Origin of the sequence: Bacillus sp. HU-1818, from assembly GCF_022695965.1 — a bacterium.
Classification (GTDB): domain Bacteria; phylum Bacillota; class Bacilli; order Bacillales; family Bacillaceae; genus Bacillus; species Bacillus atrophaeus.
The window spans coordinates 96,364-122,371 of record NZ_JAAPBE010000003.1 but is presented as its reverse complement, the minus strand read 5'-3'; the positions used below and the strand labels follow the sequence as shown (position 1 = coordinate 122,371).

Sequence of the window (26,008 nt, the reverse complement as noted above, 5' to 3'; positions counted from 1 at the left end):
TTGAGAAACAGCGCGTTGCTATCCTGTCAACGCGCTGCCATTTCTCAATCAATCACTTTATTCACCGATAATCGTCAGCTTTCTTGTCTTTTCAGCTACTTCCTCGGGATCAACGCTGATTCTCGCTACACCTGTTTCCATCGCTGCTTTTGCTACCGCTTTTGCCACGGCAGGCGCGACACGTTTATCAAACGGAGCAGGAATTACGTAGTCAGCGCTGAGTTCCTCATCCGATACAAGAGAGGCAATCGCTTCTACCGCTGCAATTTTCATCTCTTCGTTAATGTGAGTTGCCCGAACGTCAAGCGCACCGCGGAAAATCCCCGGGAATGCCAAAACGTTGTTGACTTGGTTAGGAAAATCGGAACGTCCTGTGCCGATTACGCTCGCACCAGCTTCGCGCGCGTCGTCCGGCATAATTTCCGGATTAGGATTTGCCATGGCGAAAATAACAGGATCTTTTGCCATGCTTTGTACCATTTCTTTCGTTAATGCTCCTTCGACCGACACCCCGATAAATACGTCTGCATCCGCGATGACATCTTTCAAAGAGCCGTCTTTTCGGTCTTGGTTTGTGAATTTCGCCACTTCGTTTTTCACTGCGTTCATGCCGTTAGGACGTCCTTCGTAGATCGCCCCTTTTGAATCGCACATAACGATATCGCGTACGCCAAAATGGTAAAGAAGCTTAATGATCGCAATGCCCGCAGCTCCTGCACCGTTTGCCACAACTTTAATAGAAGACAAGGATTTTCCGGACAATTTCAGCGCGTTCACAAGGCCTGCTACCGTTACAATCGCTGTTCCGTGCTGGTCATCATGGAAAACAGGAATGTTCGTTTCTTTTTTCAAACGTTCTTCGATGATAAAGCAGTTCGGCGCTGCGATATCTTCCAGATTGACACCGCCAAAAGTCGGCTCAAGCAATTTTACAGTTTCAATAATTTTTTCCACATCATTAGTGGCGAGAGCGATTGGGAACGCGTCCACTCCGGCAAAGCTTTTGAATAAAACCGCTTTTCCTTCCATGACAGGAAGCGCTGCTTCTGGCCCGATATTTCCAAGACCGAGGACCGCAGTTCCGTCTGTCACGACAGCTACCATGTTCCCCTTCATTGTATAATCGTATACTTTATTTTTGTCATCATATATATCCTTACACGGTTCAGCTACTCCCGGGGAATAAGCGAGGCTTAAATCTTTCGCGTTTTTGACTTCCACTTTAGATTTAGATTCCAATTTTCCCTGGTTCACTTTATGCATATGTAATGCTTCTTCTCTTAACGACATGTTACTAAACACTCCTTAAAGGGATTTTTTGATCCGTATTCTGCTGCATTGGCTGGTTGAATGTTCTGGAGTTAAAATCACAGAATATTTAAATAGAGTAACATAATTGTTCCAATTGTATAACAAAAGTTTCCTTGTTACCACTATTTTAAAACGACGTTTTTATGCCCCAACAGCTCTTTTAAGCGATATAACACCTGATGGTCAGCATTTATTCTAAAGGAATCAGGCAGCTTGATCGTCTGTTTTTGCTTTTCATAATAGAGATAAACGTCGTTTTCCCCTTTAATATGCTCCAGCAAAATTCGCTTTATTTTTTCCAGCAGCTCCTGACTGTGCTGCCCGCCCTCTATTTTTATATAAACGGAGGACGTTTCATTGCTCATATTATCCAACAAAGACGCCTTGGACATGATGAACTGGTTTTTGTCTTGCCTTACCTCGCATTTTCCGGCTGTGAAGAGCAGAGCGCCTTCTTGTAAAACCGGAGAAAGCTGTCTGAATTGTTCAGGAAATACGACGGCTTCGATCTCGCCGGTTTCATCACTTAATGTTAAAAATGACATATTTTGACCCGTTTTTGTCCGAATCGTTTTCGTTTTTGTCACAAGCGCTCCGAGCAGAAGTTGTTTTTTTTCGGATTGCTGAGCTTTCAGGATCGGCACCGCCCCGCGGGCTGACAATCTGTCCCGGTGGGCGGAAAGCGGATGGCTTGAAAAATAAATCCCAAGCGTTTCTTTTTCAAATTGGAGCAAATCTACAAGCGGAAACTCTTCCGTCTCTACATATTTCGGCTTGATGGAAAATGACTCCTCTAAAAACAATCCCATCTGGTCATCGTCTGCGGAAAATAATTCAGCATGCTCCGCGGCTACGTCAATGGATGCCAGCAAAGTGGCGCGGTTTTGACCGAACTCGTCCATCGCACCGGACAATATTAAAGCTTCTATCGTTTTTCGGTTCACACTTTTTGACGGCACGCGGAAGCAGAAATCAAATAGATCTTCAAATTTTTTATCTTTTCTTGCCTTATAGATATCTTTTACTGCTGAGACGCCTACATTTTTTACGGCACGAAGACTGTATCTGATGGCTCCGTTTTCAACTGTAAACGGAAAGCTGCTCTTATTCACTGACGGAGGAAGAATACGGATCCCGTTCCCCTTAGCTTCGTAAAGATATTGCGCTGTTTTATCCTCATTGCCTATGACGCTCGTCAGCAGTCCGCACATGAAATATAAAGGATAATGAGCCTTCAGATAAGCAAGCTGGCAGCCGATCATACTGTATGCCACAGCGTGACTTCTGTTAAAACCGTAATTAGCGAATTTAACGATCAAATCGTAGACCTCATTTGCAGTGTCTACAGAATACTCCTTTTTTAAGCACCCTTCAACAAAATGGCTTCGCTCACGATCAAGAATATCTTTCTTTTTCTTGCTGACCGCCCGTCTGAGGAGGTCTGCTTCTCCTAAAGTAAATCCTGCCATTTTGGAGGCAATTACCATGATTTGTTCTTGATAAACAATGACGCCGTAAGTATCTTTTAAAATATCCTTTAAATCGTTATGCGGAAAATGGACAGGCACGCGGCCGTGTTTCCGGTCTATAAATAGTGGTATATTTTCCATCGGACCAGGACGGTACAGAGCATTGACCGCAACGATATCTTCCAGACCCGTCGGCTTCAGTCGCCTCAGCACACTTCTCATTCCTGAGGATTCAAGCTGAAAAACGCCTGTCGTATCTCCTTTGGACAAAAGGGAGAAGGTTTTTTCATCATCATAAGAAATGCTGGAAAAATCTATTTTGATCTTCTCTTCTTTTTCAATCATGGTTTTGATTGATTCGATTAATGTAAGATTGCGCAAGCCTAAGAAATCCATTTTTAAAAGGCCCAAATCTTCCAGGTGATCCATCGCGTACTGGGTTAGGTACACTCCTTCATGCCCTTCTTGAAGAGGGACAATACCAGTGAGAGGCTCTTCACTCAGAACAACTCCGGCCGCGTGGGTTGATGTATGTCTCGGCAGCCCTTCGATTTTCTTCGCTATTGAAAACACCTGGCTCAGCAGGCTGGACTCATTGAGCCGCTGATTCAGCTGAGGGGACATCTTTCTAGCGTCTTCAAGCGTCACTCCCGGCTTTGAAGGTATCAGTTTAGCAAGCTGATCAGCTTCTTTCGGATTGACGCCAAACACTCTTCCGACATCCCTGAGTGCAGCTTTTGCCGCAAGCGTCCCGAAGGTAATGATCTGGGCTGCGTGCATGGCTCCGTATTTATTTTTGACGTATTGAATCATCTCGTCTCTTCTTGTGTCTGGAAAGTCGATATCAATATCCGGCATGCTGACCCGTTCAGGGTTCAAAAATCGTTCAAACAGCAGATTGTGCTTGATCGGATCGACGTTTGTGATATAGAGCACATAAGCGACAAGAGATCCCGCTGCTGATCCCCGCCCAGGACCTGTTACGATTCCATTTTCGTGAGCATACTTCATAAAATCCCACACAATAAGGAAATAATCACTGAACTTCATCCGTTTAATCACGTCCAGCTCATATTGCAAGCGGCGGATTACTCTTTCATCAGGCGACTTGAAGCGCTCCTTCATCCCTGAGAAACATAGTTCAGCCAAGTACTCATCAGCAGGTTTACCGTCAGGTGCAGGGAAAGACGGCAGGCGCGTCTGCCCGAGATTGACATCAACATGGCATTGTTCCGCAATCTGGACTGAGGCGCTTAACGCTTCGGGATGTTCTTTGTAAAACATTCTCATTTCTTCTATTGATTTTAAGTCCAAGTCCGGAGTCTCTTCGCGGTTCAAGTCCGCTAGTTTTTCTCCGGCCTTGATCGCTTTCAGGCAGCGGTAAGCGGTCTTGTCTTCTTTCCGTATGTAATGCACATCTCCTGTCGCCGCTACCGGAATGCCCGTTTCGGCAGACAGGCGGAGAATGTGATCGGATAATGCCTGGTTCCCTTTAAACGGCTGATAGCCTAAATAAAAGGCGCCTGTCCCAAAGACAGACTGCAGCTCCAAAGCGCTTTGTTCCGCTTTATCATACAGCCCCGCCTCAAGAAGCGTTTCAATATACCCCTTCTCACCCGGAGTAATCGCAATAATCCCCTCGCGGTAGCTTTTCAGCCATTTTTGTTTCAAGCCTTCTTTTGATTTGGATTGCAGGACACTGCTTATTTTTAAGAGGTTTTGATACCCCGTATTCGATTTTGCTAAGAGAACAAGCGGGCAGGCCTCCACTTCGTTTTCGTCTGTGAATACAGAAGCAGTCAGTCCGATAATCGGTTTTATTCCCCGCGCCTTGCATGCTTTATAAAACTGGATGGCACCGTACATGACGTGGTCATCTGTGAGCGCCAAAGACGTATATCCGAGCGTATCCGCTTCCTTGACGAGCTCTTCCACAGCAGCGGCGCTGTTCAAAAGGCTGTAACCGCTGTGCACTTGCAGGTGAACAAAAGACATATCCTCACCCCTTTCTCGTTTACGATCATTTTTCTTCCTTCATTATAAGACGGGTTTACATAAGAAACAAATGTTCTTTTTTGACTTGTCATCATACTTGTCCTGAGAGCTCAATATGATATAAGAGTGAGGTGATCATATTGGACCAAGAAGCCAGCTTTATGGCAAATTTCATTAATAGTTATTTTATTGCGCTAGGTGTGCTGATCGGCGGGGCGCTGATCGGCGGAGTCGGCGCTTACTTGTCAGGTGAAGCCCCGCTCACCGCCATTACGAAACTTGCCAACAAACTGAAAATATGGGCGCTTGTTGCAGCCATCGGCGGAACTTTTGATGCGGTATACAGCTTTGAGAGAGGTATATTCGAAGGGAATACAAGAGATATATTCAAGCAGCTTCTTCTCATCATATCGGCCATGGGGGGCGCACAAAGCGGATGGCTGATTATTTCCTGGCTGACGCAGGAGCACATTTCTTCATGAGAGTGCCTCAGCTCTATAGAAAACCGGGATGGCAGCGTTTTTTCGCGGGTATGATGTGCGGCGCCGTTATCAGCTGGGTGATTTTCCTGTTTACGTATGGCACCTTTCAAGAGGAACAAGTGACTTTGATTGCAGAGCAGCAGGAGCATGTAAAAGATTTGAACAATCAAATCTCCATCTATCAGGAGGACCTTCATAAGCTGAATGAGGACAACAAAAAGATGCTGCTCATTCAAAGCGTCGATGTAAAATTGCTGAACAGCGAAAAATACAAAATTTCGCAGCCGGATAAGACAAAATTCGAAGAACATATTAAGGATGACATTTCAGAGGTCATCACAAAGGATATAGAAAGTGTCTATAAAACGAAGGAACTGTTAAAACGAACGATTGAAAACAAAATATATACCATTAATGAAAAAAAATACGAAGCTGAGGTGAAGGAATTAATTATTTATACGAGACTGACTGTCGAGATTGAAATATCATTCGCGTCTTAAAATGTGGAATTTTTTTAAAATCTTCCAAACTTCAGTCGCTTTTTCTTCCGCTTTTTTATAAACTATAAATGAGGCAAATGTTGAATATGAAGGGAGGAAAGGGAAATGTATGTTTATAGCGACCGTCAGCAGGCAAAAGATCAAGCCGCCCGAATCAGACAAGGTTTTTCCGCATATGCAGAAACAAACGCACTCGCTTCCCTCATCAAAAAAGAACTTCAATCTTACAATCTCCAAGTCTATGAAGACCTTACTGAACTCGGCTGCTGGTTCATCCCCGTCACAGATGAACACTAAGAAAGAGGGTCACCCCTCTACTTGTGTTCTTTACATACTGTTTCTAAATCAGCCAAAATAGTGTCCGCTTCTTCCCAGCTGTAAATGGAAGCTCCTGCGGCAAGCGGATGGCCCCCTCCATTATATTTGCGGGCAAGAACATTAATAACAGGCCCTTTCGAGCGGAATCTGACTCTGATTTGATCTTCTTCTTCTACGAAAAACACCCATGCGCGAATACCTGAAATATTTCCAAGCGTGCCAACGAGCTGTGATGCCTCAGAAGCCGTTGTGCCGAATGTTTCAAGAATATCTTTTTTGATAAAAACAGAGGCCGCCCCATTTTCCGACACTGACACATTTTGATAAATAAAACCGTTCAGTTTCACCACATTCAATTTGGTTTCATACAATTGATTAAACAAATCTGTAGATGAAAACGGATATTCAATAAGTTCGCCTGCATATTTTAAGGTTTTTTTCGTCGTGTTCGGAAATAAGAACCGGCCTGTGTCTCCGACGATACCGGCATAAATCAATTCAGCCGCTTTCTTATTCAATTTCCAGCCGTGCTGCTTCCCTTCGAGGTACAGCTCATAAATCATTTCGCTCACAGAACTTGCATTCGTATCAACCCATAAAAGATCACCGTACGGGTCTTCATTCGGATGGTGGTCGATTTTCATGAGCTTATCGCCCAAACCATACCGTTTGTCGCAGATTCTTTCCTGATTTGCAGTGTCACACACGATGACAAGTGCGCCTTCATATGTTTTGTCATCCACTTCATCAAGGGAATACAAAAACGAAAGTGATTGTTCGGGGGTGCCGACTGCATAAATATTTTTTTCAGGATAGGTTTCTCTCAGTATTTCTGTAAGGCCGCACTGGGATCCGTAAGCATCTGGATCAGGCCGCACATGTCTATGTATGATAATAGTGTCATATAATGATATGGTTGTAATGAGTTCTGTTTTCATCTTGTACTCCTTTTTTGTCTTTTTTTCATTAAATCACAAACTTTACCGCCGGAAAAGAAAAACATTTATCCTAGAAATCAAACCCATTTATGTATAGAATGGGTTTGTAAACTCTTACAATGGAGGATTTCATTTATGCTGGTTTTCGTTTTTCTGATTGTGCTTTCAGCCTGCTTTTACGTGTATTTCAAAGTAAAAGGCGTCCGAGCGAAGCGGCCATTGGAGAAAGAATTTTTCTCCGCTAAATCAAGCATGTCCTTAGGATCGCTGGTGCTGTTTTACGGAATTAATCAAATGATCTTATTTTATTCAGTTTTAACGTTAGTGATCGGCGGTATTTTTATCCTCGTAGGAGCAGGCAGCTTGTGGGCCGGGTATAAAGCCTATAAGCACTACGTCCCCCTTCATGCCAAAGAGGCAGAAAGAGACCACGCGTAATATCACGGAAGGGACGGGAGATGCACGTCCCTTTAGCTTCTTTCCATCAGCTGAACCATAAGCATCGCTTTGCAGACAATGTTTCCTTGGCTGTGGACTTCAACTTCCATTTTTCCGAATTTTCTTCCGGCTTCGAGAATACGCGGCTTGACTTCAATGACCGACTCCATCTGCACAGGCTTCAGAAAGAAGATGGTAATGCTCTCGATGACCAATTCTCCCCGTTTCCGCGAGCGCAAAAACCGATTGGCCGCCTGAGTGAGGATCGTGGTAAACACACCGTAAGAAATCGTTCCGAGCTGATTCGTCATTTGCGGTGTTACTTCATACTGATAAACCGCAGGATTTTGTTTATCATCGTCCTCTTCTTTAAATCCCCTTGAGACGATATCGTCCAGCTTTTCACCGACCTGCGGCTGCTTTTGGATCATTTGAAGGGCCTTTAATACGTCCTGGCGGCTGATCATTCCGATTAATTTTTGATGTTTGTCTGTAACGGGAAGCACTTCAATTCCTTCCCACACCATCATTTGGGCTGCGGAAGCGACAGATGTTTTTCCTATCACCGTGACCGGATTTTTTGTCATCACCTTTTCAATCGGCGCCGATCGGTCATGGCCCGCGATATCTTTCGATGTGAGAATGCCGTGAATCTTCATTTGGTGATCGACAACCGGGAAGCGTCCGTGTCCCGTTTCAAAATTTTTCTCATACCATTTCTCCAGCTTATCCTTTGGAGAGAGGTACACGGTGCGGTCGGCCGGGGTTAAAATGTCTTCTACAAGCACGATTTCCTTCTTAATCAACTGGTCATAGATCGCCCGGTTAATCATGGCGGCAACCGTAAACGTATCATAGCTTGTGGAAAGGATAGGCAGTTCAAGCTCGTCCGCCAGCTGTACGATACTGTCATCCGTATTAAATCCGCCCGTCACCAAGACAGCGGCACCCGCTTCAAGCGCCTGCCGGTGGGCGTTTATGCGGTTCCCGACAATCAAGAGATTCCCCGCGGCAGTATAACGCATCATCGCATCAAGCTCCATGGCTCCGATGACAAATTTATTGAGTGTTTTATGGAGTCCGGCCCGTCCGCCGAGCACTTGTCCCTCGATTACGTTAACGACTTCTGCATATGTAAGTTTTTCAATATTTTCTTTTTTCTTTTGCTCGATCCGAATCGTGCCGACTCGTTCGATCGTGCTGACAAAGCCTTTATTCTCCGCCTCTTTTATGGCTCGGTAAGCCGTTCCTTCACTTACTCCCATTTCTTTTGCAATTCTTCTGACGGAAATTTTTTCTCCCACAGGCAGAGAATCAATATACATTAAAATTTGTTCATGCTTTGTTGCCAAGCGTTTCACCTCTAACCGACAGTCTTCTATGTCATATTATAAAGGTTGTGAGGAATTAATAGCAATGAAGCAGTGATGTTTTTTGAAAAGGGATGCATAAATATGAAAGGGCGATTCAGCATGGAAAAGAAAAAAACACAGGCGCGGCCTGTGTTTTAAAGCTCGATCGTTTCTCCGACAGCCATGACTTTTCCGACTCCGCCCGGCAGGCTGTCCGCAAAAGCCTCAGGGTCTTGCTCGATGACCGGGAATGTATTGTAATGGACCGGTACAACCTGTTTCGCTCTCAGCCATTCAGCGGCAAGCTTGGCGTCTTCCGGACCCATTGTGAAATTGTCGCCGATCGGCAAAAACGCAAGATCAATATGGTTCAGTTCCCCGATTAATTTCATATCGGAAAATAAAGCCGTGTCGCCTGCATGGAAAATCGTTTTCCCCTCCACTGTTAAGAGAATTCCAGACGGCATTCCGGTATATGTGATCGTTTTGTTTTCTTCATCAGTAATGGCCGAACCGTGAAACGCCTGCGTCAGCTTCACCTTCCCGAAGTCAAATTGCCTGGAGCCGCCGATATGCATAGGATGGACATTCAAGCCCTTCCAGCCGAGATAGACAGCCAGCTCATTCGGCGCAACAACGAGTGCGTCATTTTGCTTGGCAATTTGTTCGGTATCGCCTACATGGTCATTATGGCCATGAGTCAATAAAATGACGTCCGCTTTTACATCTTCCGGCTTCAGATCGGTTAAATCGTTTCCGGTCAAAAACGGGTCAAACAGAATATTGTGGTCGTTTGTTTCTACTGCGATAACAGAATGTCCGTGATATGTCACTTTCATATCTTTCACCTCATCACAATTTTTTTATTTATTTCCCTTATGAGCCTTCCAAAAAACCTAGGTTGAATGGTGCCTGTTAATGACATTAAGCCCGCCGGTTGCTTCAATAACGGTTCCCGTCACTAGATCGGAGTTTTCCTCGCACAAAAAAGCAATGATTCTGGCGATATCCTCTCCCGTTCCGGACCTTCCTATCGGCGTCTTTTCCTTGCCGATTCTCAGTCTGGCCTCTTCTATTGACGCTTCTTTCATATCGCCGACGATGTCACCCGGGCACACCATGTTGGCTGTTATGCCGGATTCAGCCTCTTCTATCGCTATCGTTTTTGTCAGTGAGGCCAAACCGACCTTTGCAGCCCCGAAAGCGGAACGGTGAAGCCAGCCCGGGGCGTGCGCCGCACCTTGGAAACCATATGTTATAATCCGGCCGAATTGCTGTGTTCTCATGATCGGAATTACTGCTTTAAATAAATGAAAGACAGCGCTTAAATTCCCTTCAAGCATAGAGTACCATTCATCATCGGAATAATCGGCAAGCTTTTTCCGTTCAAATATGTAAGGCCCGGCGTTATTAATCAGGAAGTCGATTCTCCCAAACCGCTCTTTCGCGGCATTGGCAATGTACAGCAAGTCTTCCTTTTTGGTGACATCTCCCTTTACAAACTGCAGGCGGTCAAGAAATTGAGGACAGGCGGCTTTCAGACGGCTGACAGCTTCCTCATCCTGTCTGTAGTTGACCGTCACAGAGCACCCTTTTTCTAGTAAGGTCTCCGTCACTTTACGCCCTAATCCCTTCGAACCGGCTGTAATTAAAGCATGTCGCACATGTATACCCTCCCAAAGCAACGTAGCCGCTTCAAATAAAGTCATTTCTTCCTCTACTTTACTATAAAAGAACGGCAATATCACTTTTTTACACTTTGACAAACGAAAAAAGCCGTCTGTATAGACAGCTTATTCCGCAGAAGCAGGAGATTCCTTTTCTGACAGCTCAACAAAACCGCTTTGATACACGTCAGTAATTTGCCGGATAGTCTCCTGCCCCTCTTTTTCATCATATATATACTGTTCTTGTTCCCTTTTCATCCCTCAGGCCTCCCATTCATTATATAAGTAGGGTGGCTATAATGAATGGAATTTATGAAGGAAAATTTAACTACAAGCCTTTACGCTTTCCTTAGCTTTTACGAGTGCCTGCTCCACCTGTTTGAAACCGGTTCCTCCTGCGCTCATTCGTTTTTCAACAGCATAATACGGGTCGAGAACCGTGTAAATGTCTTCTTCAAAAAGATCGCTTGCTTCAAGAAAATCGCTAAATGGCATATCGCTTAAATAAATACCTTTTTCGATGCATGTGTAGACCAGTTTCCCGACAATTTCATGAGCTTCTCTGAACGGCATGCCTTTTTTCGCCAAATAGTCAGCAAGCTCTGTCGCGTTAGAGAAGTCTTGCTTCGTCGCCTGCTTCATTACATCTTTATTGACCGTCATGGTCTCAATCATTCCTGTGAAGATCTGCAGGCTGCCTTCCACAGTCTTCACCGTGTCAAACATGCCTTCTTTATCTTCCTGCAAGTCTTTGTTATAAGCGAGAGGGAGCCCTTTCATAATCGTGAACAGCCCCATCATATCACCATACACACGGCCGGTTTTTCCCCGAATGAGTTCCGCCATGTCCGGATTTTTCTTTTGCGGCATCATGCTGCTTCCCGTCGCGTAAGTGTCATCAAGTTCAATGAATTTGAATTCCTGAGAGCACCAGAGAATGATTTCTTCCGAAAAACGGGAAAGATGCATCATCATCATGCTGCTGTTGCTTAAAAATTCAAGAATGAAGTCTCTGTCGCTTACTCCGTCCAGGCTGTTTTCGTATATGGAATCAAAGCCAAGAAGCTGTGCCGAATAATCCCGGTCAATCGGGAAGGTCGTGCCCGCCAACGCCCCGCAGCCGAGCGGAGACTTGTTAATGCGTTTCATCGAATCTTGAAAACGCTCTTTATCCCGCTCGAGCATCCAGAAATACGCGAGCAAATGATGGGCAAATGAAATCGGCTGGGCGCGCTGAAGATGTGTATACCCGGGTAGAATCGTTTCCACATTCGCTTCCGCTTTTTTAATCAGCGCGTGTTGAAACTGTTCGATCAGCTCGATAATATGCCCGACGTGATTTTTTAAATATAAATGCATATCAGTCGCTACCTGGTCATTCCGGCTTCGACCGGTATGAAGCTTGCCGCCCAGAGGACCGATTTCATCAATGAGCATTTTTTCAATGTTCAAATGAATATCTTCATAATCGACTGAGAATTCCAAGGCGTTATCTTCAGCTTTTTGCAGAAGTGTATTCAGCCCCTCACGAATTTTCAGCTCTTCTTCTTCCGTCAGGATACCGCATTTTTTCAGCATTGCAGCATGTGCGAGAGACCCTGTAATATCTTCAGCTACTAAGTTTTGGTCAAATGTGATGGACGCCCCAAACTCATCGACCCATTTTTCCGGTGTTTTTTGAAATCGGCCTCCCCAAAGCTTCTTCATGCGTTAATCTGCTCCTTCTTTTTCACGATGCTGTTGACTTTCGTCGGCAGCCCCCACAGTTCAATAAAACCGATAGCTGCGTGGTGGTCAAACGCATCGTCTTTTGTATATGTTGCAAGTTTTTCGTCATAAAGTGAAAACTCTGATTTACGTCCTTCCACAATCGCGTGTCCTTTAAAGAGCTTAACACGGACAACGCCGGTAACATGCTTTTGTGTTTCTTTTAAGAACCCGAGAAGCGCATCCTTTAACGGTGAAAACCATAGACCGTTATAAATGACTTCTGACAGCTTTTGCTCAATTGCCGGTTTAAAGTGCGCGACTTCTTTGACCAGTGTTAAATCCTCAAGCTCTTTATGCGCTTTAATCAGCGTCATAGCACCCGGGCACTCATATACTTCCCGTGATTTGATGCCGACAAGGCGGTTTTCCACATGGTCAATTCTTCCGATTCCGTGTGCGCCGGCAACCTCATTCAGTTTCAGAATCAATTCAGAAAGTGAATACGATACGCCGTCGATTGATACCGGAACGCCTCCTTCAAACGCGATCTCGATGATCTCAGGAGTGTCTGGCGTTTTTTCCAAAGGTGCTGTCAGATCATATGCGCCTTCCGGCGGTGCTGCCCAAGGGTCTTCTAAAATGCCGCATTCGTTCGCGCGTCCCCAAAGGTTTTGGTCAATAGAGTACGGGCTGTCAAGATTGACCGGAATCGGAATCCCGCGGTCAGCCGCATATTCAATTTCTTCCTCACGAGACCATTGCCATTCACGGACAGGGGCGATCACTTCCAAATCCGGATTTAATGATTTGATAGAAACCTCAAAACGAACCTGGTCATTTCCTTTACCAGTGCATCCGTGCGCGACCGCTACCGCATTTTCCTTTTCCGCCACCTCGACTAATTTCTTAGCGATTAATGGACGTGATAATGCGGATACAAGCGGGTATTTTCCTTCGTATAGTGTATGCGCCTGAAGAGAAACAAGCGCAAACTCCTGTGCAAATTCTTCTTTTGCGTCAATGACGTAAGAGTTTGTCGCGCCCACTTCCAGTGCTTTTTGCTGTACAAATGCCAAATCTTTGCCTTCCCCTACATCTAAACAGCAAGCAATGACATCATACCCTTGTTCTTGAAGCCATTTTATCGCTACAGAAGTATCAAGACCTCCTGAATATGCCAATACAACTTTTTTCTGTTCTGCCATGTTAAAATCCCCTCTCAACCGTGTTCTCTTTTTTGTATAAAAATAAATTACATTTAATAAAAATACATTTTGTATGTATACACTTTAACAAGTAAATTCTGTTTTTTCAAGCTTTTTATAAAAAAACTTCACCCATTTTTTTGAGTGAAGTTTCGCAGGATTTATTCATTTCATATCTTTTTTGATTTCTCTGATTACATGGGCAAGCTCCGGGATAATCAGCTTCTCCATCGCAAGCTTTACCGCGCCGCTTGAACCGGGTGTGGAGAAGACGGCTGTATTCAGAATGACCCCTGCCGCCGCTCTGGAAAGGATTGCGGCTGAACCGATATCCTCTGTATAGCTGAGCATTCTGAAAATCTCTCCGAAACCGGGCAGCTCTTTCGAAAATAATGGAGTGACCGCTTCAATTGTCACGTCTCTTTGCGCAATGCCAGTCCCGCCGTTTAGGAGCACCGCATCTGTATATTCATCCATACAGCCGGATAATACGGCTTTTTGAAGCGCATCCTTATCATCCTTTACGATGTGATAGGATACGATTTGGTGGCCGGCGTCTTCTAAATATTTCATCATCAGCCGGCCGCTTTTGTCGTTCTCTTCGGTTCTTGTGTCACTGACGGTAATGACCATGCATCGAACAGTGCCGGGGGCTTCTTTTTTATGTTCTTCCACACTCATGTTTCCACCTCATTGATATGGCTGATATTATTCGTATTATGTACGCCCATATCGTATCGTCTTTACATAAAAAATTCAATAGACATAAAAAAAGCACATTCGGCTGAATGTGCTTTTCCTCCATACTATTGAGCTAAACGGACTACATCACGGGCAATCATCACTTCTTCATCAGTCGGGATGATGATGACTTTAACCGGAGAATGCGGGTAGCTGATGAAAGCTTCCTCGCCGCGTACGTTATTAAGTGCTGGATCCCAGTATACTCCCATGAATTCAAGGCCGCGAAGGACGCGCTCTCTCACTTCGACACTGTTTTCACCGATTCCGGCAGTAAAGATGATAGCGTCAACGCCGCTCATTCTTGCCGCGTAAGAACCGATGTATTTGTGGATTCTGCTTGCAAATACTTCAAGCGCTGTTTCCGCACGCTCATTTCCTTCTTTTGAAGCTTCCACGATATCACGAAGGTCGCTTGAAAAACCGGAGATGCCAAGCAGTCCGCTTTTTTTGTTTAATGTATTTAATACTTCGTCTGCTGATTGATCTGTCTTCTCCATAATATAAGGAATCAGGGCCGGGTCGATGTTTCCGGAACGCGTACCCATCGCTACACCCGCAAGCGGTGTGAAGCCCATTGATGTATCAATAGATTTTCCGCCTTCAACGGCTGCGATACTCGCCCCGTTTCCAAGGTGGCAGGAAATAAGACGCAGATCTTCCAGCGGGCGGCCAAGAAGCTCAGCTGCGCGTTCAGTTACATATTTATGTGATGTGCCGTGGAAGCCGTACTTACGAATACCGAACTTCTCATAGTATTCGTATGGAAGGCTGTACAGATAAGACTGCTCAGGCATTGTTTGGTGGAACGCTGTATCAAACACCGCAACCGCAGGGACATTCGGAAGCACTTCTTTAAATGCTTTGATTCCGACAATGTTAGCCGGATTATGAAGCGGCGCCAGTTCAGAAATTTTTTCGATTTCATTTATCATTTCATCCGTTAATAATACGGAATCACTGAATTTTTCTCCGCCGTGAACGACACGGTGGCCGATCCCGTCAATTTCATTCAAGTCTTTGATAATGCCGAACTCAGTTAATTTGTTAAGTAGCATTTTAACTGCAACCGCATGATCTGGTATATCTGTAACTTCTGTATTTTTTTCGCCGTTTACAGAAATGGTAAACACACTGTCAGCGATACCGATTCGTTCAACTAAGCCTTTCGTTAATACTTTTTCTGAAGGCATTTCGAAAAGCTGAAATTTTAAAGACGAGCTTCCTGCGTTAATTGCAATAATTTTGGACATGATTGTCGCTCCTTTTTACTCTGTATCAACATTCAACTTCTTTTGTTCGTTCTTATTTCCCAAGCGCCAGATCGCGCCGGAAAATATCTGACTTTTCCATTTAAACATTGTCATGTCAGCATTTCAAGTCAACATCGTTATTGGTAACGTTTTCACAAAGAAGTCGTTATTTTCAGATTAGTAAAACACTCGTTTCGGTCATTTTAATGACGATTATTGAGTTAGCCTTTGTAAAGAAAGCCTGTTTCATTCAATGTTTGCCGCAAAAAAACAGTTTAAGCACCCATCGCAAGATGTTTCCTTAAACTGTTTTGATTCATCTATTTTTCTTCTTGAAACCACGTATCCAATTTAGCCATCATTTCGAGCATAGCCGGCTGGTTCGCAAATGACGGAAGATTGGCAAGCAGCATTTGTTTCGGCGGCTTCGTTTGATCGCCTTGTTTTTGAAGCACGAGAATGCTTTTGGCATGAGCCTCATCTTTAAATAGTGATTGAGGAAGCTGGAGCAGCGCATTTAGGTGGACCTTTTCGCTGAAAAAACGCTTGAGCTTATCACTTTGGGCACTGTCAAATAAATGATTCGGAATCATAAAAAATAAGTAGCCGCCCGGTTTGGTGTGCTTCACGCTTTGTTCAATAAATAGGTGATGGGCGAAAGAATGGCCTTCATCGGCTTTTAATTCGTACGCCTTCGCCCCTTCATCATTTGGATAAAATCCTACGGGAAGGTCGCAGATTACCGTGTCAACCGGGTCGACAAATACCGGTTCAAGGCTGTCCTGATGGAACAGTTCAATTTCCTTTTCCTGCAGGTTCGCCTGAGCATACGCGATTTTGAGCAGGACGTCATCAATCTCGATTCCATAGCTTTTTGCTATTTGTTCAGACTGCTGGTTTAAAACCGTGAGAAGAAGATTTCCCGTCCCGGCTGCGGGATCAAGGATCGTCATGTCCTTTTTCCCCTCAGTAAATTTATTGACCAAGTAGCTGATGAAAAGCCCGATTGTATCAGGTGTCATTTGTCTATTCGGGTGTGACTTGTCTTTTAAGCCTTTTAAAATGGCGAGCTGAAACGCCTTCCGCACCCATTCGTGCTCATATTTATTAAATTCGGCTTTTGCAAGCAGATCCTTCAGGGGTTCGGCTTTTTCAGCCGGAATTGAAAATTGGTCCGTTGTTTCAAGGAAATACATTTCCCCGGCTTCGGCAAGCGCCTCGATATATGAAATTTGCAGTTCTTTCGCTATCATTTGCGCGGCTTCATCCAGAAGCTCATAAACCGCGCCGACATGATCATTTTGCATTGTGTTCCTCCTTGCCATGAAAAGAGCTCCGGCGTCAGCACCTGGAGCTCTTTTTCACCTGCTTACTTAAGTAATGCCTTTGCAGCCTCAATCGGCTTTTCGTAGTTCGGGTGATTGGTTGCTTCGCTCACATATTCAGCGTAGACAACTTTTCCGTTTTCATCAAGAACAAATACGGAACGGGCCAGCAGCCGAAGTTCTTTAATGTAAACGCCGAAAGCTTCTCCAAATGACATATCTCTGTGATCTGATAAAGTTTCCACTTTGTCAATTCCGTTCGCCCCGCACCATCGCGCCTGAGCAAACGGGAGGTCTGCACTGATGGTTAAAACGTTCACATCTCCAAGCTTTGCGGATTCTTCGTTAAAACGGCGGGTTTGCGCATCACAAACGCCTGTATCGATAGAAGGGATAACTGAAATAATTGTTGCTTTTCCTTTGAAATCCGCCAACGATTTTTCTTCTAAACCGTTCGTTAACACTGTAAAGTCCGGAGCTTGCTCCCCAACTTTCACTTCTTGTCCGACTAATGTAACCGGACCGCCTTTAAATGTAATTGAAGCCATTATATTTCCTCCCTTTGATATGTATAGCTCTATCATAGTAGAGTTTTATGCAAACTGCAAAGTTTATGCCAAGATCATAAAAAAAGCTAACTGCAATCTGCAGTTAACTTTAAAAGTTAAAGACCGATATCATTCATTTTTTTGTTTTGGCCTTTGTCATTTTTTTTAAACATTTGCTGGATACGTTCAATTGTTTGCGGAGCGGAATCCAAAAGTTTATCAATCAAATGTGTATTTTCGTCTAAATGAAGCATTCTGACACCGGTTGTACCGACAATCAAAAACGCGATTGGCGTGATGGACACACCGCCTCCGCTCCCGCCGCCGAACGGAAGTTTTTGTTCTTTGCGGTCATCATCTTCAGACTTCTTGTCGGCTGGCTTGCTGCCAAATTCACTTCCGCCCGCCGCAAAGCCGAAACCGACTTTAGAAACGGTTAAGATGACACTGCCATCCGGTGTTTCAACCGGATCTCCGATGATTGTATTGACATCAATCATTTCCTTTAAATTTTCCATAGCGGTTTTCATTAAACCTTGAATGGGATGGTCTGCCATTGCGCTTCCTCCTTAAACTGATGAATCATTCTTTGAAGTTAATCGGGCTGATGGTTTCTTTCTGAATACAGATAAGCCGCCCCGCCAGTATCTTACAAATTTGAAAGCTGCAAGCATAGCATGCCCAAAGCGAAAAAAGAATATACACTGCAAATGGGTTTTGGACACAGGCATTTGGAATGAAGGGATGACTTGATACACCGGTTTATTGGCAAAGCTGAAGTGTTCATACAGCATCCCCATTATTCCGCCCTTCACTGCCCAAACGCCGCCGGTCAAAATCCCTGTCGCCGCTGCGTCTTTGATTCCGACGATTGTCGTCCACTCTAATTTTGTGACGCGAAAACTGGCGAGAAAGGCGGCGCCGATCTTTCGCATTCTTACCACTTGCTTCATAAGCATTTCAACTCTGTCTATGCTTGCTCTAAGTTCACGATAGGTTAATTTTTTCTTTCCGCTGCTTTTTTTGGTCTTCGATTCTGTATCCTGTTTTACATCGATTGAGGCATCCTCTGGATTCAGTTTAATGACCGGAAATTCTTTTTTGACCCGTATCAGCCCGTATAAGGACGTGAATTTCACCGTAAGTTTGTCATCATCATCTGAATGAAGATACTCAATGGCGATTTGGATTTTCATTCTGATAACCAGCACGAAAAGAATGAGAATAAGTACGGCAGACAAGAGATATACCATATCCTTCACTTCCTCTTAGAAAGCATTATCGCCCAATTCAAAAAAAAATAAACCCGGACCGAGACCGGGTTTATTTTAGTCATTTGCGATATAGCTTTTCATGCACGACAGTCGTATCGGCAAAATAATCATGTATCCCCTGCTTCTTAGGAGTTACTCCGACAACGATATACAGAATCCAGATTTTAAGAATATACCGGCCGACGACCTCCCTGAAGATCACCGCGCTCCAGGTGAGAGAAGTATCCGGCTTAATTGAAACAACCTTGAGCCCAAATACCATTTTCCCGAGCGTTTGACTGAAACATTTTGTCATAAGCGCAAAATAAGCAAGAAAGACAATGAGGGTTGTCACTGAATAGGCTGAAATCGTAAAAACACCCGATGTTTTCGGCAGTCCCATGACACTAAAGAGCGGTGAAACGATTAAGTGGTTCAGCCCCCATACCACAAGCCAATCAAGCAAGAACGCCCAAAAACGGATCCAAAATCCCGCGTACGCACGCTCAAACAGTTCTGCCTTTTCCGCAGAGGGCGCTTCATTGCGGTTCAAGTCTTCATATGTCGCGTCCATTATTTATTCCTCCTACTTCGCATAGAGATACATCATTCTCGGCGAGCTGGATTGTGAAATTAATTCCTTCATATTCAGAAAATCAATTTCGCTCTTAAACATTTTGTTCGCCCCCATCGAAAAGAGAGAACCTAAGCCGAAGCTTTCCTCATAGGTGACAACAGATGCGTCTTTCAGATTTTTATGATCTTTTTTCATTGCAGCAATCGTATCATCATAAAAGCCAAGCTCATCAACAAGATTCAATTTCTTCGCTTGTTTGCCATCATAAACACGTCCGTCGGCGATTTTTTTCACTTCCGCTTCAGACATGTTTCGCCCCTTCGAAATGACATCTACAAAACCTTCGTAAGAATTATCAACCATAGATTGCATGATTTTCTTTTCTTCATCTGTCATGTCACGAGTGGCAGACATGATGTCCTTGTGAGCACCGCTTTTAATCGTTTCAAATTTGATGCCGAGCTCATCGGCCAGCTTCGAATAGTTAACACTTTCCATAATAACTCCGAGAGAACCGGTAATCGTTTCCGGTGATGCGTAAATCTTATCTGCGTCCGCTGAGATATAATACCCCCCGGAAGCTGCCATTGAACCCATTGATACATAGATCGGTTTCTTTGTTTCTTTTTTAATCTCTTCAAGCTTTTTATGTATTTCAGCACTTTCGTAGACGCCGCCGCCGGGAGAGTTCACTTTCAGAACAATTCCTTTAACGGTCTTGTCTTCTTTAGCCTGTTCAAGGTTTTTCAAGAACGTTCTGTGATTATAGCCGTCTGAACCGAGCAGACTGCTTGAATCCCCATTGTCTTGAATCGTTCCGCTGACTTCGAGTACAGCAATTTTACTGGAGAGGTTTCCGTCTTCCAGCGTGACTTCTTGTGATTCATCGTTCAGCGACGTAATATCCGTGTTGCCGCTGAAATTTTCAAAGAAAGCGATTGTAAGACTCGCAATTAATGAAACGCCGAAAACCCCAAGCGCAATCACCAATGCAATCCATCGTTTTGCATTCATTGTTTCTCCTCCTTTTATAAAACATGTCCCCTTCATTATACGACTGGCGTAAGAGAATGTTTCATTTTCATTCCAAAGCTTTGGCTTACCCAATAAGCATCAAACATGGTACACTTATGGCCAAAGGTATTTTAACACAAATACTGGATGGCAGAAAAACTTAAATATGACAGCAAAGGGGAAATGATTATGACAGACCATCGCCGTAATGTTTATTTTTTTCACAAACAAGACAATGAAACAAAGGAACAAGTCAGCTCCTTGAAGCAACTGGCCGAATCGAACGGATTTACGGTCGTCAGCCAATCAGCCGATGCCAATATTATCGCAAGCGTCGGGGGTGACGGCTCATTCCTGCAGGCTGTCAGAAAGACTAACTTCCGCGAAGATTGTTTATATGTCGGCATCGCCAAAAAGGGGAAGGCTCATCTCTATTGTGACTTTAACAGTGATGAGACTGAAAAAATGACGGATGCGACGAAATTTGAACAAATTGAAGTCAGAAAATATCCGCTCATTCATGTCAAAGTGGATGACACGAACCAATTCCATTGTCTGAATGAGGTATCAATCCGTTCAAGCATTATCAAAACGTTTGTTATGGACGTGCTGATTGATGATTTGCATTTTGAAACGTTCAGAGGAGACGGAATGATCATTTCCACGCCCACAGGCAGCACCGCCTATAATAAATCGGTAGCCGGAGCAGTCGTTGATCCTCTGCTTTCCTGCATGCAGGTCACGGAGCTTGCGTCACTCAACAATAACACGTACCGGACACTCGGTTCTCCGTTCATACTAAGCTCCGACCGCAAGCTGACCTTGAATATTGTTCAAGATGGGAATGAGCATCCGATTATCGGGCTGGACAATGAAGCGCTGAGCACAATGAATGTCAAAAAAATCGAGATCACTCTTTCAGAAAAGAAAATCAAAACCGTTAAGCTGAAAGATAATTCATTCTGGGAAAAAGTAAAACGTTCCTTTTTATAAACACAGAGAGGACAGGCTTAGAGCCTGTCCTCTTTTTCATATACTATCTGTCCGCCGACCACTGTCTTTTCAATCTCTAAGCGGTGGAGATGCTCGGGTTCCGCTGCAAACGGATCGCCGCTGAGAATCGTAAAATCGGCATCAAATCCTTTTTCTATTTTTCCCCGCGTACATTCCTTGTGAATGATCGAAGCGCTCCCTGTTGTATAGAGCTGAATCGCTTGATACACAGTAAGGCGTTCGTTTTCATTATAGCTTGGACCATTCTTTTGTCGGCCGCTTGTCCGAAGCACAGCGGACTGAATGCCGAGAAGCGGCTCAACAGGCTCAATCGGAGCGTCTGAACCGCCCGCGCACAAAATCCCTTCCTCGATCAGCGTTTTCCAGGCAAAGGCCGTTTTCATCCGCTGTTCTCCAAGGCGGTCAATGACCCAAGGAAAATCACTCGCGACGAAATGAGGCTGAATATCAAGGGCGACCGGCATTGCCGCTGTTTTTTTGATCAATTCACGATTCAATACTTGGGCGTGTATCAATCTGTCATGCTGCCCCGGTTTCGGCGGAAGCTGCTCTATGACATCAAGCACTTTTTCAAAAGCAAGATCTCCAATGGCATGAACTGCGGCTTCCATGCCTTTTTCTCTCGCTTTTTTGATTAATCGGTAAAGCGTTTTGTCGTCATGAACCTGCACACCGTTTGTGGATGGATCATCATGGTACGGTTCTTTTAATAAAGCGGTTCTGCCGCCAAGCGCACCGTCAGCAAAGATTTTCATCGCTCCGAATTCAAGGTAAGGTCCTTCCGGTTTCTCCATTGCGTCCCATTTGTCAACCACTTGATGATGGACGAGCAAATGACAGCGAAACGGATACTGGCCTGATTCCACAGCCGTTTTATAAGCCATGACCGGAACAGAAACGTCCCCGTAGTAAGACAAATCCTCAGAGTGTCCTCCCGTCAGTCCTTTTTTCCAGCAATCCGTAATCGCCGTCTTCAGCGCCCTGTCCACATAAGGTTGAGAAACGGGAGGAATAGCTTGCGTGATCAGATCTTGCGCCTTATCCAGCAGCAGGCCTGTCGGTTCCCCATCCGTTTTCACAATGACGCCGCCGTCAGGGTCAGGCGTTTGACTTGTGATACCGGCTGCTTTCAAGGCGGCCGAATTGACTGCTACCGCATGTCTGCAAATACGTTTGAGCATAACGGGCCTGTCAGGAAACAAATGATCAAGATCATGTTTTGTGACATATTCCGGTTTGTCAAACTGATTTTCATTCCAGCCCTCGCCGATCAGCCACTCACCTTCTGACAGATAGCGTTCTGACTCTTGTGCCGCACGCACAATGGCTTCTTTTGATGTAAAAGAGGATAAATCCAGCCTCAGCTGTTTTTCCCCGTGCCCGATCAGATGGAGGTGGCTGTCGACAAATCCCGGAAACATCACGGCTCCGTGAAGATTGATCTCTTTAGTGTCCGGTGAACCGTACGCTTTTTTGAGTTCGGCAAAACTGCCCGTTTCCTTAATGACTCCGCCTTCAACATATACAGCTTCGGCTTTTTGCCCTTCGGTTACCATTGTATAAATTAAGCCGCCGTACCAAATCGCCTTCACTTCAGCTTCACTCTCTTTCTTTTTACGACTGCGCCTTTTTATTGGCTTTAAGCTGTTCTTCACGTTTTCTTAGCTCGACACGTCTGATTTTGGCGGAAGCTGTTTTTGGCAGGCTTTCGACAAATTCAATTTCTCTAGGATATTTGTATGGAGCTGTGATCGTTTTAACGTGATTTTGAAGCGTTTTGACAAGATCATCGCTGCGCTTTTCGTGATTTTGCAGCACGACATACGCTTTTACGATTGAGCCTCTGATTTCATCGGGGCTCGCCACTACTGCGCACTCTCTAACTTCCGGGTGTTTGACAAGCGCGTCTTCGACTTCAAAAGGCCCGATCGTATAGCCGGAGCTTACAATGATGTCATCGTTTCGGCTTTCAAACCAGAAGTAGCCGTCCTCGTCTTTTTTCGCTCTGTCTCCCGTGAGGAAATAGTCGCCGCGCACTTGCTTTTTCGTTCGTTCAGGGTCTTTATAATATTCTTTGAAAAGCGCCGGTGTGCTTAGATGTACGGCAATATCCCCCGTTTCACCCGTTTTGCAGATGTCGCCGTCTTCATTAATGATTTCAACCTGATTTCCGGGTGTCGGTTTTCCCATGCTTCCCGGCTTTATATCCATATCTTTCAGCACACCGACTAAAAGCGTGCTTTCCGTTTGGCCATATCCGTCTCTGACTTTCACTCCGAAGTATTTTTGGAAAACATCAATGACTTCCCGGTTTAACGGCTCTCCCGCCGATACTGCGCTGTGCAGGGCAGAAAGGTCATAGGTTTCCAAGCCTTCCACTTTTGCCATCAGCCTGTACTCTGTCGGCGTGCAGCAGAATACATTGATTTGATAACGGCTTAATAGCTCCAAATATTTCTCGGCGCCAAATCTTCCGTGGTACACAAATCCGGTCGCTCCGCTTCCCAGCACCGCAAGCAGAGGGCTCCATACCCATTTTTGCCAGCCTGGCGCGGCTGTCGCCCATACGTTGTCGTTTTCGGAAATGTCGAGCCACTCGCCGGCGGATGTTTTTAAATGGGCAAATGCCCAGCCATGTGTATGTACAACGCCCTTCGGCTGACCGGTCGTCCCGGATGTATAGGATAAGAACGCCATATCCTCTCTAGTTGTATCTGCTGTTTTAAAACTGCTTCCATCAGCCTGAATGCTTAACAGGTCTTTCCATCCAGCCTCATTTTCTCCTATTGACAGCGTGATTAATTTGTCAGTCGACTTGACATCTTTAAATGCGCTGATAAATTGCGGATAAACAATGGCGCCCTTTACTTCTGCGTGCGCAATCCGATATTCAAGGTCTTTCGCCCGAAGCATTTCCGAGCAAGGAATAACGACCATTCCCGCTTTCAGGATGGCCAAATAAACGGCATAAGCTTCTAGCACTCTCGGAACCATGACAATCAGCTTATCGCCTTTTTCGAATCCTAAACCTGTCAGCGCGGCACCGATTTTATCGGTTTCTTCCATTAGCTTTTCATATGACCATGAAGCTTGTTTTCCTGATTCGTCCTCCCATAACAGGGCGGTTTTCTGTCCAGAACGGCTGAACTTTTCAATTTCATTTACTAAGTTATAGTTCATTGGGGCAATTAAATCTTCTCGTTTTAACACGGACAACTCCTCGCTTTCTCTCCCCATTATACATAAATGAAGCGCCTTTCAGAAAGGATATGCACGAAAAAACAAGTGCCAAGAGGCTCATCGTTCTTTGGAGATTCATTTTTAACATTGAAAAAGAGCGGGGTCGCCCCCGCTCCTTAAGCCATTATGTGTAATTGTGATTAAAACTGTTGACCACTCATGTTTTGTTGAGCGAAAGAAACAAGACGTTTTGTGATCTCTCCTCCAACAGAACCGTTAGCGCGAGAAGTTGTTTCTGCACCAAGGTTTACGCCAAATTCAGAAGCGATTTCAAATTTCATTTGGTCGATAGCTTGAGCAGCGCCTGGTACTAGTAGTTGGTTACTGCTGTTACCGTTTTGACTGTTTTGTGCCATGTGTCTCACCTCCTTGTGAGTATAGAATGTGTTAAAACACATGGCTTCATTCAGAAAAAGTTTGGTAATTGTATACAGTTCCCCTCTGCTTCTGCTTAAAAAAGCTCAGCAAATTTATCGTTTGCTTCTTGCTCGCCGTATAATTCAATTGTTTCAATTTGTTCCACCGCTTCTTGAATGAGCGGCTCAAAATCAACAAAGCTCTCAAAGTGTTCAATCTTTTCTTTTTTTGGCCGGGTTTTCGGACTTGGCGGGGTAAAGATCGTACAGCAGTCCTCAAACGGCTGAATGCTGGTGTCGTATGTGCCGATCTCACGCGATTTTTCAATAATTTCGGTTTTATCCATTCCGATTAATGGCCGTAAAATCGGTGTAGATGTCACCGCATTAATGGCATACATGCTTTCAAGCGTCTGACTCGCAACCTGTCCGAGGCTTTCCCCTGTAATCAGCGCCAAGCCTTTTCTTTGTTCTCTGATTCTGTCTGCGATTTGAAGCATCAGACGCCGGGTTGCGGTCATCGTATAGTTTTCCGGAATTTGTTTTTGAATCAGCTCTTGTGTCTTCGTAAACGGCACAATATGAAGCGTCATCTTTCCGCCAAACTTTGACAAGCACCCCGCAAGATCAATGACTTTTTGCTTTGCGCGCTCGCTCGTGTATGGAGGGCTGAAGAAGTGAACGGCTTCTACCGACAGACCTCTTTTCATGGCGTAAAATCCGGCGACCGGGCTGTCAAATCCGCCGGAAAGCATAAGCATCGCTTTGCCCGCCGAACCGACAGGAAGGCCGCCCGCCCCTTTTTCATCACGGATCGTCAAATAGGTTGCCTCTTCCCTGATTTCCACTCTGAGAGGGATATCCGGATTGCGCACATCGACTGTTAAGCCCTCGGTGTTCCGTAAAATGTGAGCGCCGATTTCGGCATTCATTTCATTCGTATCTAACTCAAATTGCTTGTACGCTCTCTTGGTCGCCACTTTAAAGGTGTCGCCCTCTTGATATTCAGCTCGAATGGCCGCCAGCGCCGTGGTTTTAATATCTTCCAGGCGGCTTTCGCACTTAATGGCAAGACTGAAGCTTTGAATGCCGAATACCTGCTTTAATTGTGATCGAATGGCATCCGGCTGTTCACCGTTTAATGTAATCGTCATCCGGTCGCGATTCGAGAAGTATTTCAATTTATTATAGTCATTCAAAACAAGTTTAATGTTTTGCTTCAATCGTTCAATAAAGCTGCGTCTGTTTTTTCCTTTTGTTGATATTTCGCCAAAACGTATTAATATGTGATCGTAATTCATG

26 protein-coding genes are annotated in these 26,008 nt (G+C 44.8%); 5 read left to right on the top strand and 21 right to left on the bottom strand.

What is annotated here, in order from left to right; translation table 11 throughout:
- Positions 1-57 precede the first annotated feature (57 nt).
- Complete coding sequence (ystJ, locus tag GXP75_RS11075) at positions 58-1,290, bottom strand: NADP-dependent malic enzyme (protein WP_013390620.1); 1,233 nt, start codon at positions 1,288-1,290, stop codon at positions 58-60.
- A gap of 143 nt (positions 1,291-1,433) precedes the next feature.
- Positions 1,434-4,775: a DNA polymerase III subunit alpha gene (gene dnaE / locus GXP75_RS11070; protein ID WP_242556818.1), complete on the bottom strand. Its 3,342-nt coding sequence runs from the start codon at positions 4,773-4,775 to the stop codon at positions 1,434-1,436.
- A 140-nt stretch (positions 4,776-4,915) separates the two neighbouring features.
- Here dnaE and ytrH point away from each other — a divergent pair, with 140 nt between their 5' ends.
- From ytrH to GXP75_RS11055, 3 genes are all read left to right on the top strand, one after another.
- Positions 4,916-5,257, top strand: coding sequence for a sporulation membrane protein YtrH (gene ytrH / locus GXP75_RS11065; protein WP_003325099.1), 342 nt, complete (start codon positions 4,916-4,918; stop codon positions 5,255-5,257).
- Positions 5,254-5,757, top strand: coding sequence for a sporulation membrane protein YtrI (gene ytrI, locus GXP75_RS11060; RefSeq protein ID WP_003325098.1), 504 nt, complete (start codon positions 5,254-5,256; stop codon positions 5,755-5,757). Before ytrH ends, ytrI begins: the two co-directional genes overlap by 4 nt.
- A 105-nt stretch (positions 5,758-5,862) precedes the next feature.
- A complete protein-coding gene (locus GXP75_RS11055) occupies positions 5,863-6,054 on the top strand; it encodes a YtzJ family protein (RefSeq protein WP_242556817.1) in 192 nt (63 codons plus the stop codon).
- A 17-nt stretch (positions 6,055-6,071) separates the two neighbouring features.
- Here GXP75_RS11055 and GXP75_RS11050 read toward each other — a convergent pair whose 3' ends face one another.
- Positions 6,072-7,013, bottom strand: a complete 942-nt coding sequence (locus GXP75_RS11050; protein WP_242556816.1) for a DHH family phosphoesterase — start codon at positions 7,011-7,013, stop codon at positions 6,072-6,074.
- Between the two features lie 135 nt (positions 7,014-7,148).
- Between GXP75_RS11050 and GXP75_RS11045 the strand changes: the two genes are divergently transcribed.
- On the top strand, positions 7,149-7,451 hold the full coding sequence (locus GXP75_RS11045) for a YtpI family protein (RefSeq protein ID WP_214913903.1): 303 nt from the start codon (positions 7,149-7,151) through the stop codon (positions 7,449-7,451).
- A 32-nt stretch (positions 7,452-7,483) separates the two neighbouring features.
- Here GXP75_RS11045 and GXP75_RS11040 read toward each other — a convergent pair whose 3' ends face one another.
- The 14 genes from GXP75_RS11040 to sppA all read right to left on the bottom strand — a co-directional run bounded on the left by GXP75_RS11040 (position 7,484) and on the right by sppA (position 20,096).
- On the bottom strand, positions 7,484-8,803 hold the full coding sequence (locus GXP75_RS11040) for a CBS domain-containing protein (protein WP_242557145.1): 1,320 nt from the start codon (positions 8,801-8,803) through the stop codon (positions 7,484-7,486).
- A gap of 155 nt (positions 8,804-8,958) precedes the next feature.
- A complete protein-coding gene (locus GXP75_RS11035; RefSeq protein ID WP_061572572.1) occupies positions 8,959-9,642 on the bottom strand; it encodes a metal-dependent hydrolase in 684 nt (227 codons plus the stop codon).
- Between the two features lie 57 nt (positions 9,643-9,699).
- Positions 9,700-10,467 carry an SDR family oxidoreductase gene (locus GXP75_RS11030; protein WP_214913905.1) on the bottom strand — a complete coding sequence of 256 codons (768 nt, stop codon included), beginning with the start codon at positions 10,465-10,467 and terminating at the stop codon, positions 9,700-9,702.
- 129 nt (positions 10,468-10,596) lie between these two features.
- A complete protein-coding gene (locus GXP75_RS21420; RefSeq protein ID WP_262982917.1) occupies positions 10,597-10,728 on the bottom strand; it encodes a hypothetical protein in 132 nt (43 codons plus the stop codon).
- 66 nt (positions 10,729-10,794) lie between these two features.
- The gene (gene argH / locus GXP75_RS11025; protein ID WP_214913907.1) at positions 10,795-12,177 is read right to left on the bottom strand and encodes an argininosuccinate lyase; all 1,383 of its coding nucleotides are present in this window, start codon (positions 12,175-12,177) and stop codon (positions 10,795-10,797) included.
- The gene (locus GXP75_RS11020; protein ID WP_242556815.1) at positions 12,174-13,385 is read right to left on the bottom strand and encodes an argininosuccinate synthase; all 1,212 of its coding nucleotides are present in this window, start codon (positions 13,383-13,385) and stop codon (positions 12,174-12,176) included. Before GXP75_RS11020 ends, argH begins: the two co-directional genes overlap by 4 nt.
- Positions 13,386-13,550: 165 nt before the next feature.
- Positions 13,551-14,066: a MogA/MoaB family molybdenum cofactor biosynthesis protein gene (locus GXP75_RS11015; protein ID WP_242556814.1), complete on the bottom strand. Its 516-nt coding sequence runs from the start codon at positions 14,064-14,066 to the stop codon at positions 13,551-13,553.
- Between the two features lie 125 nt (positions 14,067-14,191).
- Positions 14,192-15,379, bottom strand: a complete 1,188-nt coding sequence (locus tag GXP75_RS11010; RefSeq protein WP_239814241.1) for an acetate kinase — start codon at positions 15,377-15,379, stop codon at positions 14,192-14,194.
- Positions 15,380-15,699: 320 nt separating this feature from the next.
- Positions 15,700-16,686: a class I SAM-dependent methyltransferase gene (locus GXP75_RS11005; RefSeq protein ID WP_063637188.1), complete on the bottom strand. Its 987-nt coding sequence runs from the start codon at positions 16,684-16,686 to the stop codon at positions 15,700-15,702.
- A 62-nt stretch (positions 16,687-16,748) separates the two neighbouring features.
- Positions 16,749-17,252 (bottom strand): thiol peroxidase, encoded by a 504-nt coding sequence (gene tpx / locus GXP75_RS11000; protein ID WP_010789482.1) that lies wholly within the window; start codon positions 17,250-17,252, stop codon positions 16,749-16,751.
- Between the two features lie 116 nt (positions 17,253-17,368).
- Complete coding sequence (gene ytfJ / locus GXP75_RS10995) at positions 17,369-17,809, bottom strand: GerW family sporulation protein (RefSeq protein WP_088117746.1); 441 nt, start codon at positions 17,807-17,809, stop codon at positions 17,369-17,371.
- Between the two features lie 12 nt (positions 17,810-17,821).
- A complete protein-coding gene (locus GXP75_RS10990) occupies positions 17,822-18,505 on the bottom strand; it encodes a DUF2953 domain-containing protein (protein WP_106360408.1) in 684 nt (227 codons plus the stop codon).
- A gap of 79 nt (positions 18,506-18,584) precedes the next feature.
- Positions 18,585-19,079 (bottom strand): RDD family protein, encoded by a 495-nt coding sequence (locus tag GXP75_RS10985; protein ID WP_214913912.1) that lies wholly within the window; start codon positions 19,077-19,079, stop codon positions 18,585-18,587.
- Between the two features lie 12 nt (positions 19,080-19,091).
- Positions 19,092-20,096, bottom strand: a complete 1,005-nt coding sequence (sppA, locus tag GXP75_RS10980; RefSeq protein ID WP_242556813.1) for a signal peptide peptidase SppA — start codon at positions 20,094-20,096, stop codon at positions 19,092-19,094.
- Positions 20,097-20,285: 189 nt separating this feature from the next.
- Here sppA and GXP75_RS10975 point away from each other — a divergent pair, with 189 nt between their 5' ends.
- Entirely contained in the window at positions 20,286-21,089 is an 804-nt protein-coding gene (locus GXP75_RS10975; RefSeq protein WP_242557144.1) for an NAD kinase, read from the top strand.
- Positions 21,090-21,106: 17 nt separating this feature from the next.
- Here GXP75_RS10975 and GXP75_RS10970 read toward each other — a convergent pair whose 3' ends face one another.
- The 4 genes from GXP75_RS10970 to thiI all read right to left on the bottom strand — a co-directional run bounded on the left by GXP75_RS10970 (position 21,107) and on the right by thiI (position 26,007).
- On the bottom strand, positions 21,107-22,702 hold the full coding sequence (locus GXP75_RS10970; protein WP_214914135.1) for an amidohydrolase: 1,596 nt from the start codon (positions 22,700-22,702) through the stop codon (positions 21,107-21,109).
- A gap of 22 nt (positions 22,703-22,724) precedes the next feature.
- Positions 22,725-24,320: an acyl-CoA synthetase MbcS gene (mbcS, locus tag GXP75_RS10965; protein ID WP_150224836.1), complete on the bottom strand. Its 1,596-nt coding sequence runs from the start codon at positions 24,318-24,320 to the stop codon at positions 22,725-22,727.
- A gap of 170 nt (positions 24,321-24,490) precedes the next feature.
- Complete coding sequence (locus GXP75_RS10960; protein WP_003325071.1) at positions 24,491-24,706, bottom strand: alpha/beta-type small acid-soluble spore protein; 216 nt, start codon at positions 24,704-24,706, stop codon at positions 24,491-24,493.
- Positions 24,707-24,801: 95 nt separating this feature from the next.
- Entirely contained in the window at positions 24,802-26,007 is a 1,206-nt protein-coding gene (gene thiI, locus GXP75_RS10955; protein ID WP_106046057.1) for a tRNA uracil 4-sulfurtransferase ThiI, read from the bottom strand.
- Position 26,008: the final 1 nt, after the last annotated feature.

Excerpts from the sequence above, each read along its gene's own strand:
- GXP75_RS11020 (WP_242556815.1), bottom strand. The coding sequence starts at position 13,385 with ATGGCAGAACAGAAAAAAGTTGTATTGGCATATTCAGGAGGTCTTGAT.
- GXP75_RS21420 (WP_262982917.1), bottom strand. The coding sequence starts at position 10,728 with ATGAAAAGGGAACAAGAACAGTATATATATGATGAAAAAGAGGGGCAG.
- thiI (WP_106046057.1), bottom strand. The coding sequence starts at position 26,007 with ATGAATTACGATCACATATTAATACGTTTTGGCGAAATATCAACAAAA.
- sppA (WP_242556813.1), bottom strand. The coding sequence starts at position 20,096 with ATGAATGCAAAACGATGGATTGCATTGGTGATTGCGCTTGGGGTTTTC.
- GXP75_RS10975 (WP_242557144.1), top strand. The coding sequence starts at position 20,286 with ATGACAGACCATCGCCGTAATGTTTATTTTTTTCACAAACAAGACAAT.
- GXP75_RS11005 (WP_063637188.1), bottom strand. The coding sequence starts at position 16,686 with ATGCAAAATGATCATGTCGGCGCGGTTTATGAGCTTCTGGATGAAGCC.
- GXP75_RS11035 (WP_061572572.1), bottom strand. The coding sequence starts at position 9,642 with ATGAAAGTGACATATCACGGACATTCTGTTATCGCAGTAGAAACAAAC.
- GXP75_RS11055 (WP_242556817.1), top strand. The coding sequence starts at position 5,863 with ATGTATGTTTATAGCGACCGTCAGCAGGCAAAAGATCAAGCCGCCCGA.
- ystJ (WP_013390620.1), bottom strand. The coding sequence starts at position 1,290 with ATGTCGTTAAGAGAAGAAGCATTACATATGCATAAAGTGAACCAGGGA.
- ytrI (WP_003325098.1), top strand. The coding sequence starts at position 5,254 with ATGAGAGTGCCTCAGCTCTATAGAAAACCGGGATGGCAGCGTTTTTTC.
- ytfJ (WP_088117746.1), bottom strand. The coding sequence starts at position 17,809 with ATGGCAGACCATCCCATTCAAGGTTTAATGAAAACCGCTATGGAAAAT.
- GXP75_RS10960 (WP_003325071.1), bottom strand. The coding sequence starts at position 24,706 with ATGGCACAAAACAGTCAAAACGGTAACAGCAGTAACCAACTACTAGTA.
- dnaE (WP_242556818.1), bottom strand. The coding sequence starts at position 4,775 with ATGTCTTTTGTTCACCTGCAAGTGCACAGCGGTTACAGCCTTTTGAAC.
- GXP75_RS11010 (WP_239814241.1), bottom strand. The coding sequence starts at position 15,379 with ATGTCCAAAATTATTGCAATTAACGCAGGAAGCTCGTCTTTAAAATTT.
- GXP75_RS11015 (WP_242556814.1), bottom strand. The coding sequence starts at position 14,066 with ATGAGTGTGGAAGAACATAAAAAAGAAGCCCCCGGCACTGTTCGATGC.
- GXP75_RS11045 (WP_214913903.1), top strand. The coding sequence starts at position 7,149 with ATGCTGGTTTTCGTTTTTCTGATTGTGCTTTCAGCCTGCTTTTACGTG.
- GXP75_RS10990 (WP_106360408.1), bottom strand. The coding sequence starts at position 18,505 with ATGGTATATCTCTTGTCTGCCGTACTTATTCTCATTCTTTTCGTGCTG.
- argH (WP_214913907.1), bottom strand. The coding sequence starts at position 12,177 with ATGAAGAAGCTTTGGGGAGGCCGATTTCAAAAAACACCGGAAAAATGG.
- GXP75_RS11050 (WP_242556816.1), bottom strand. The coding sequence starts at position 7,013 with ATGAAAACAGAACTCATTACAACCATATCATTATATGACACTATTATC.
- GXP75_RS10985 (WP_214913912.1), bottom strand. The coding sequence starts at position 19,079 with ATGGACGCGACATATGAAGACTTGAACCGCAATGAAGCGCCCTCTGCG.
- tpx (WP_010789482.1), bottom strand. The coding sequence starts at position 17,252 with ATGGCTTCAATTACATTTAAAGGCGGTCCGGTTACATTAGTCGGACAA.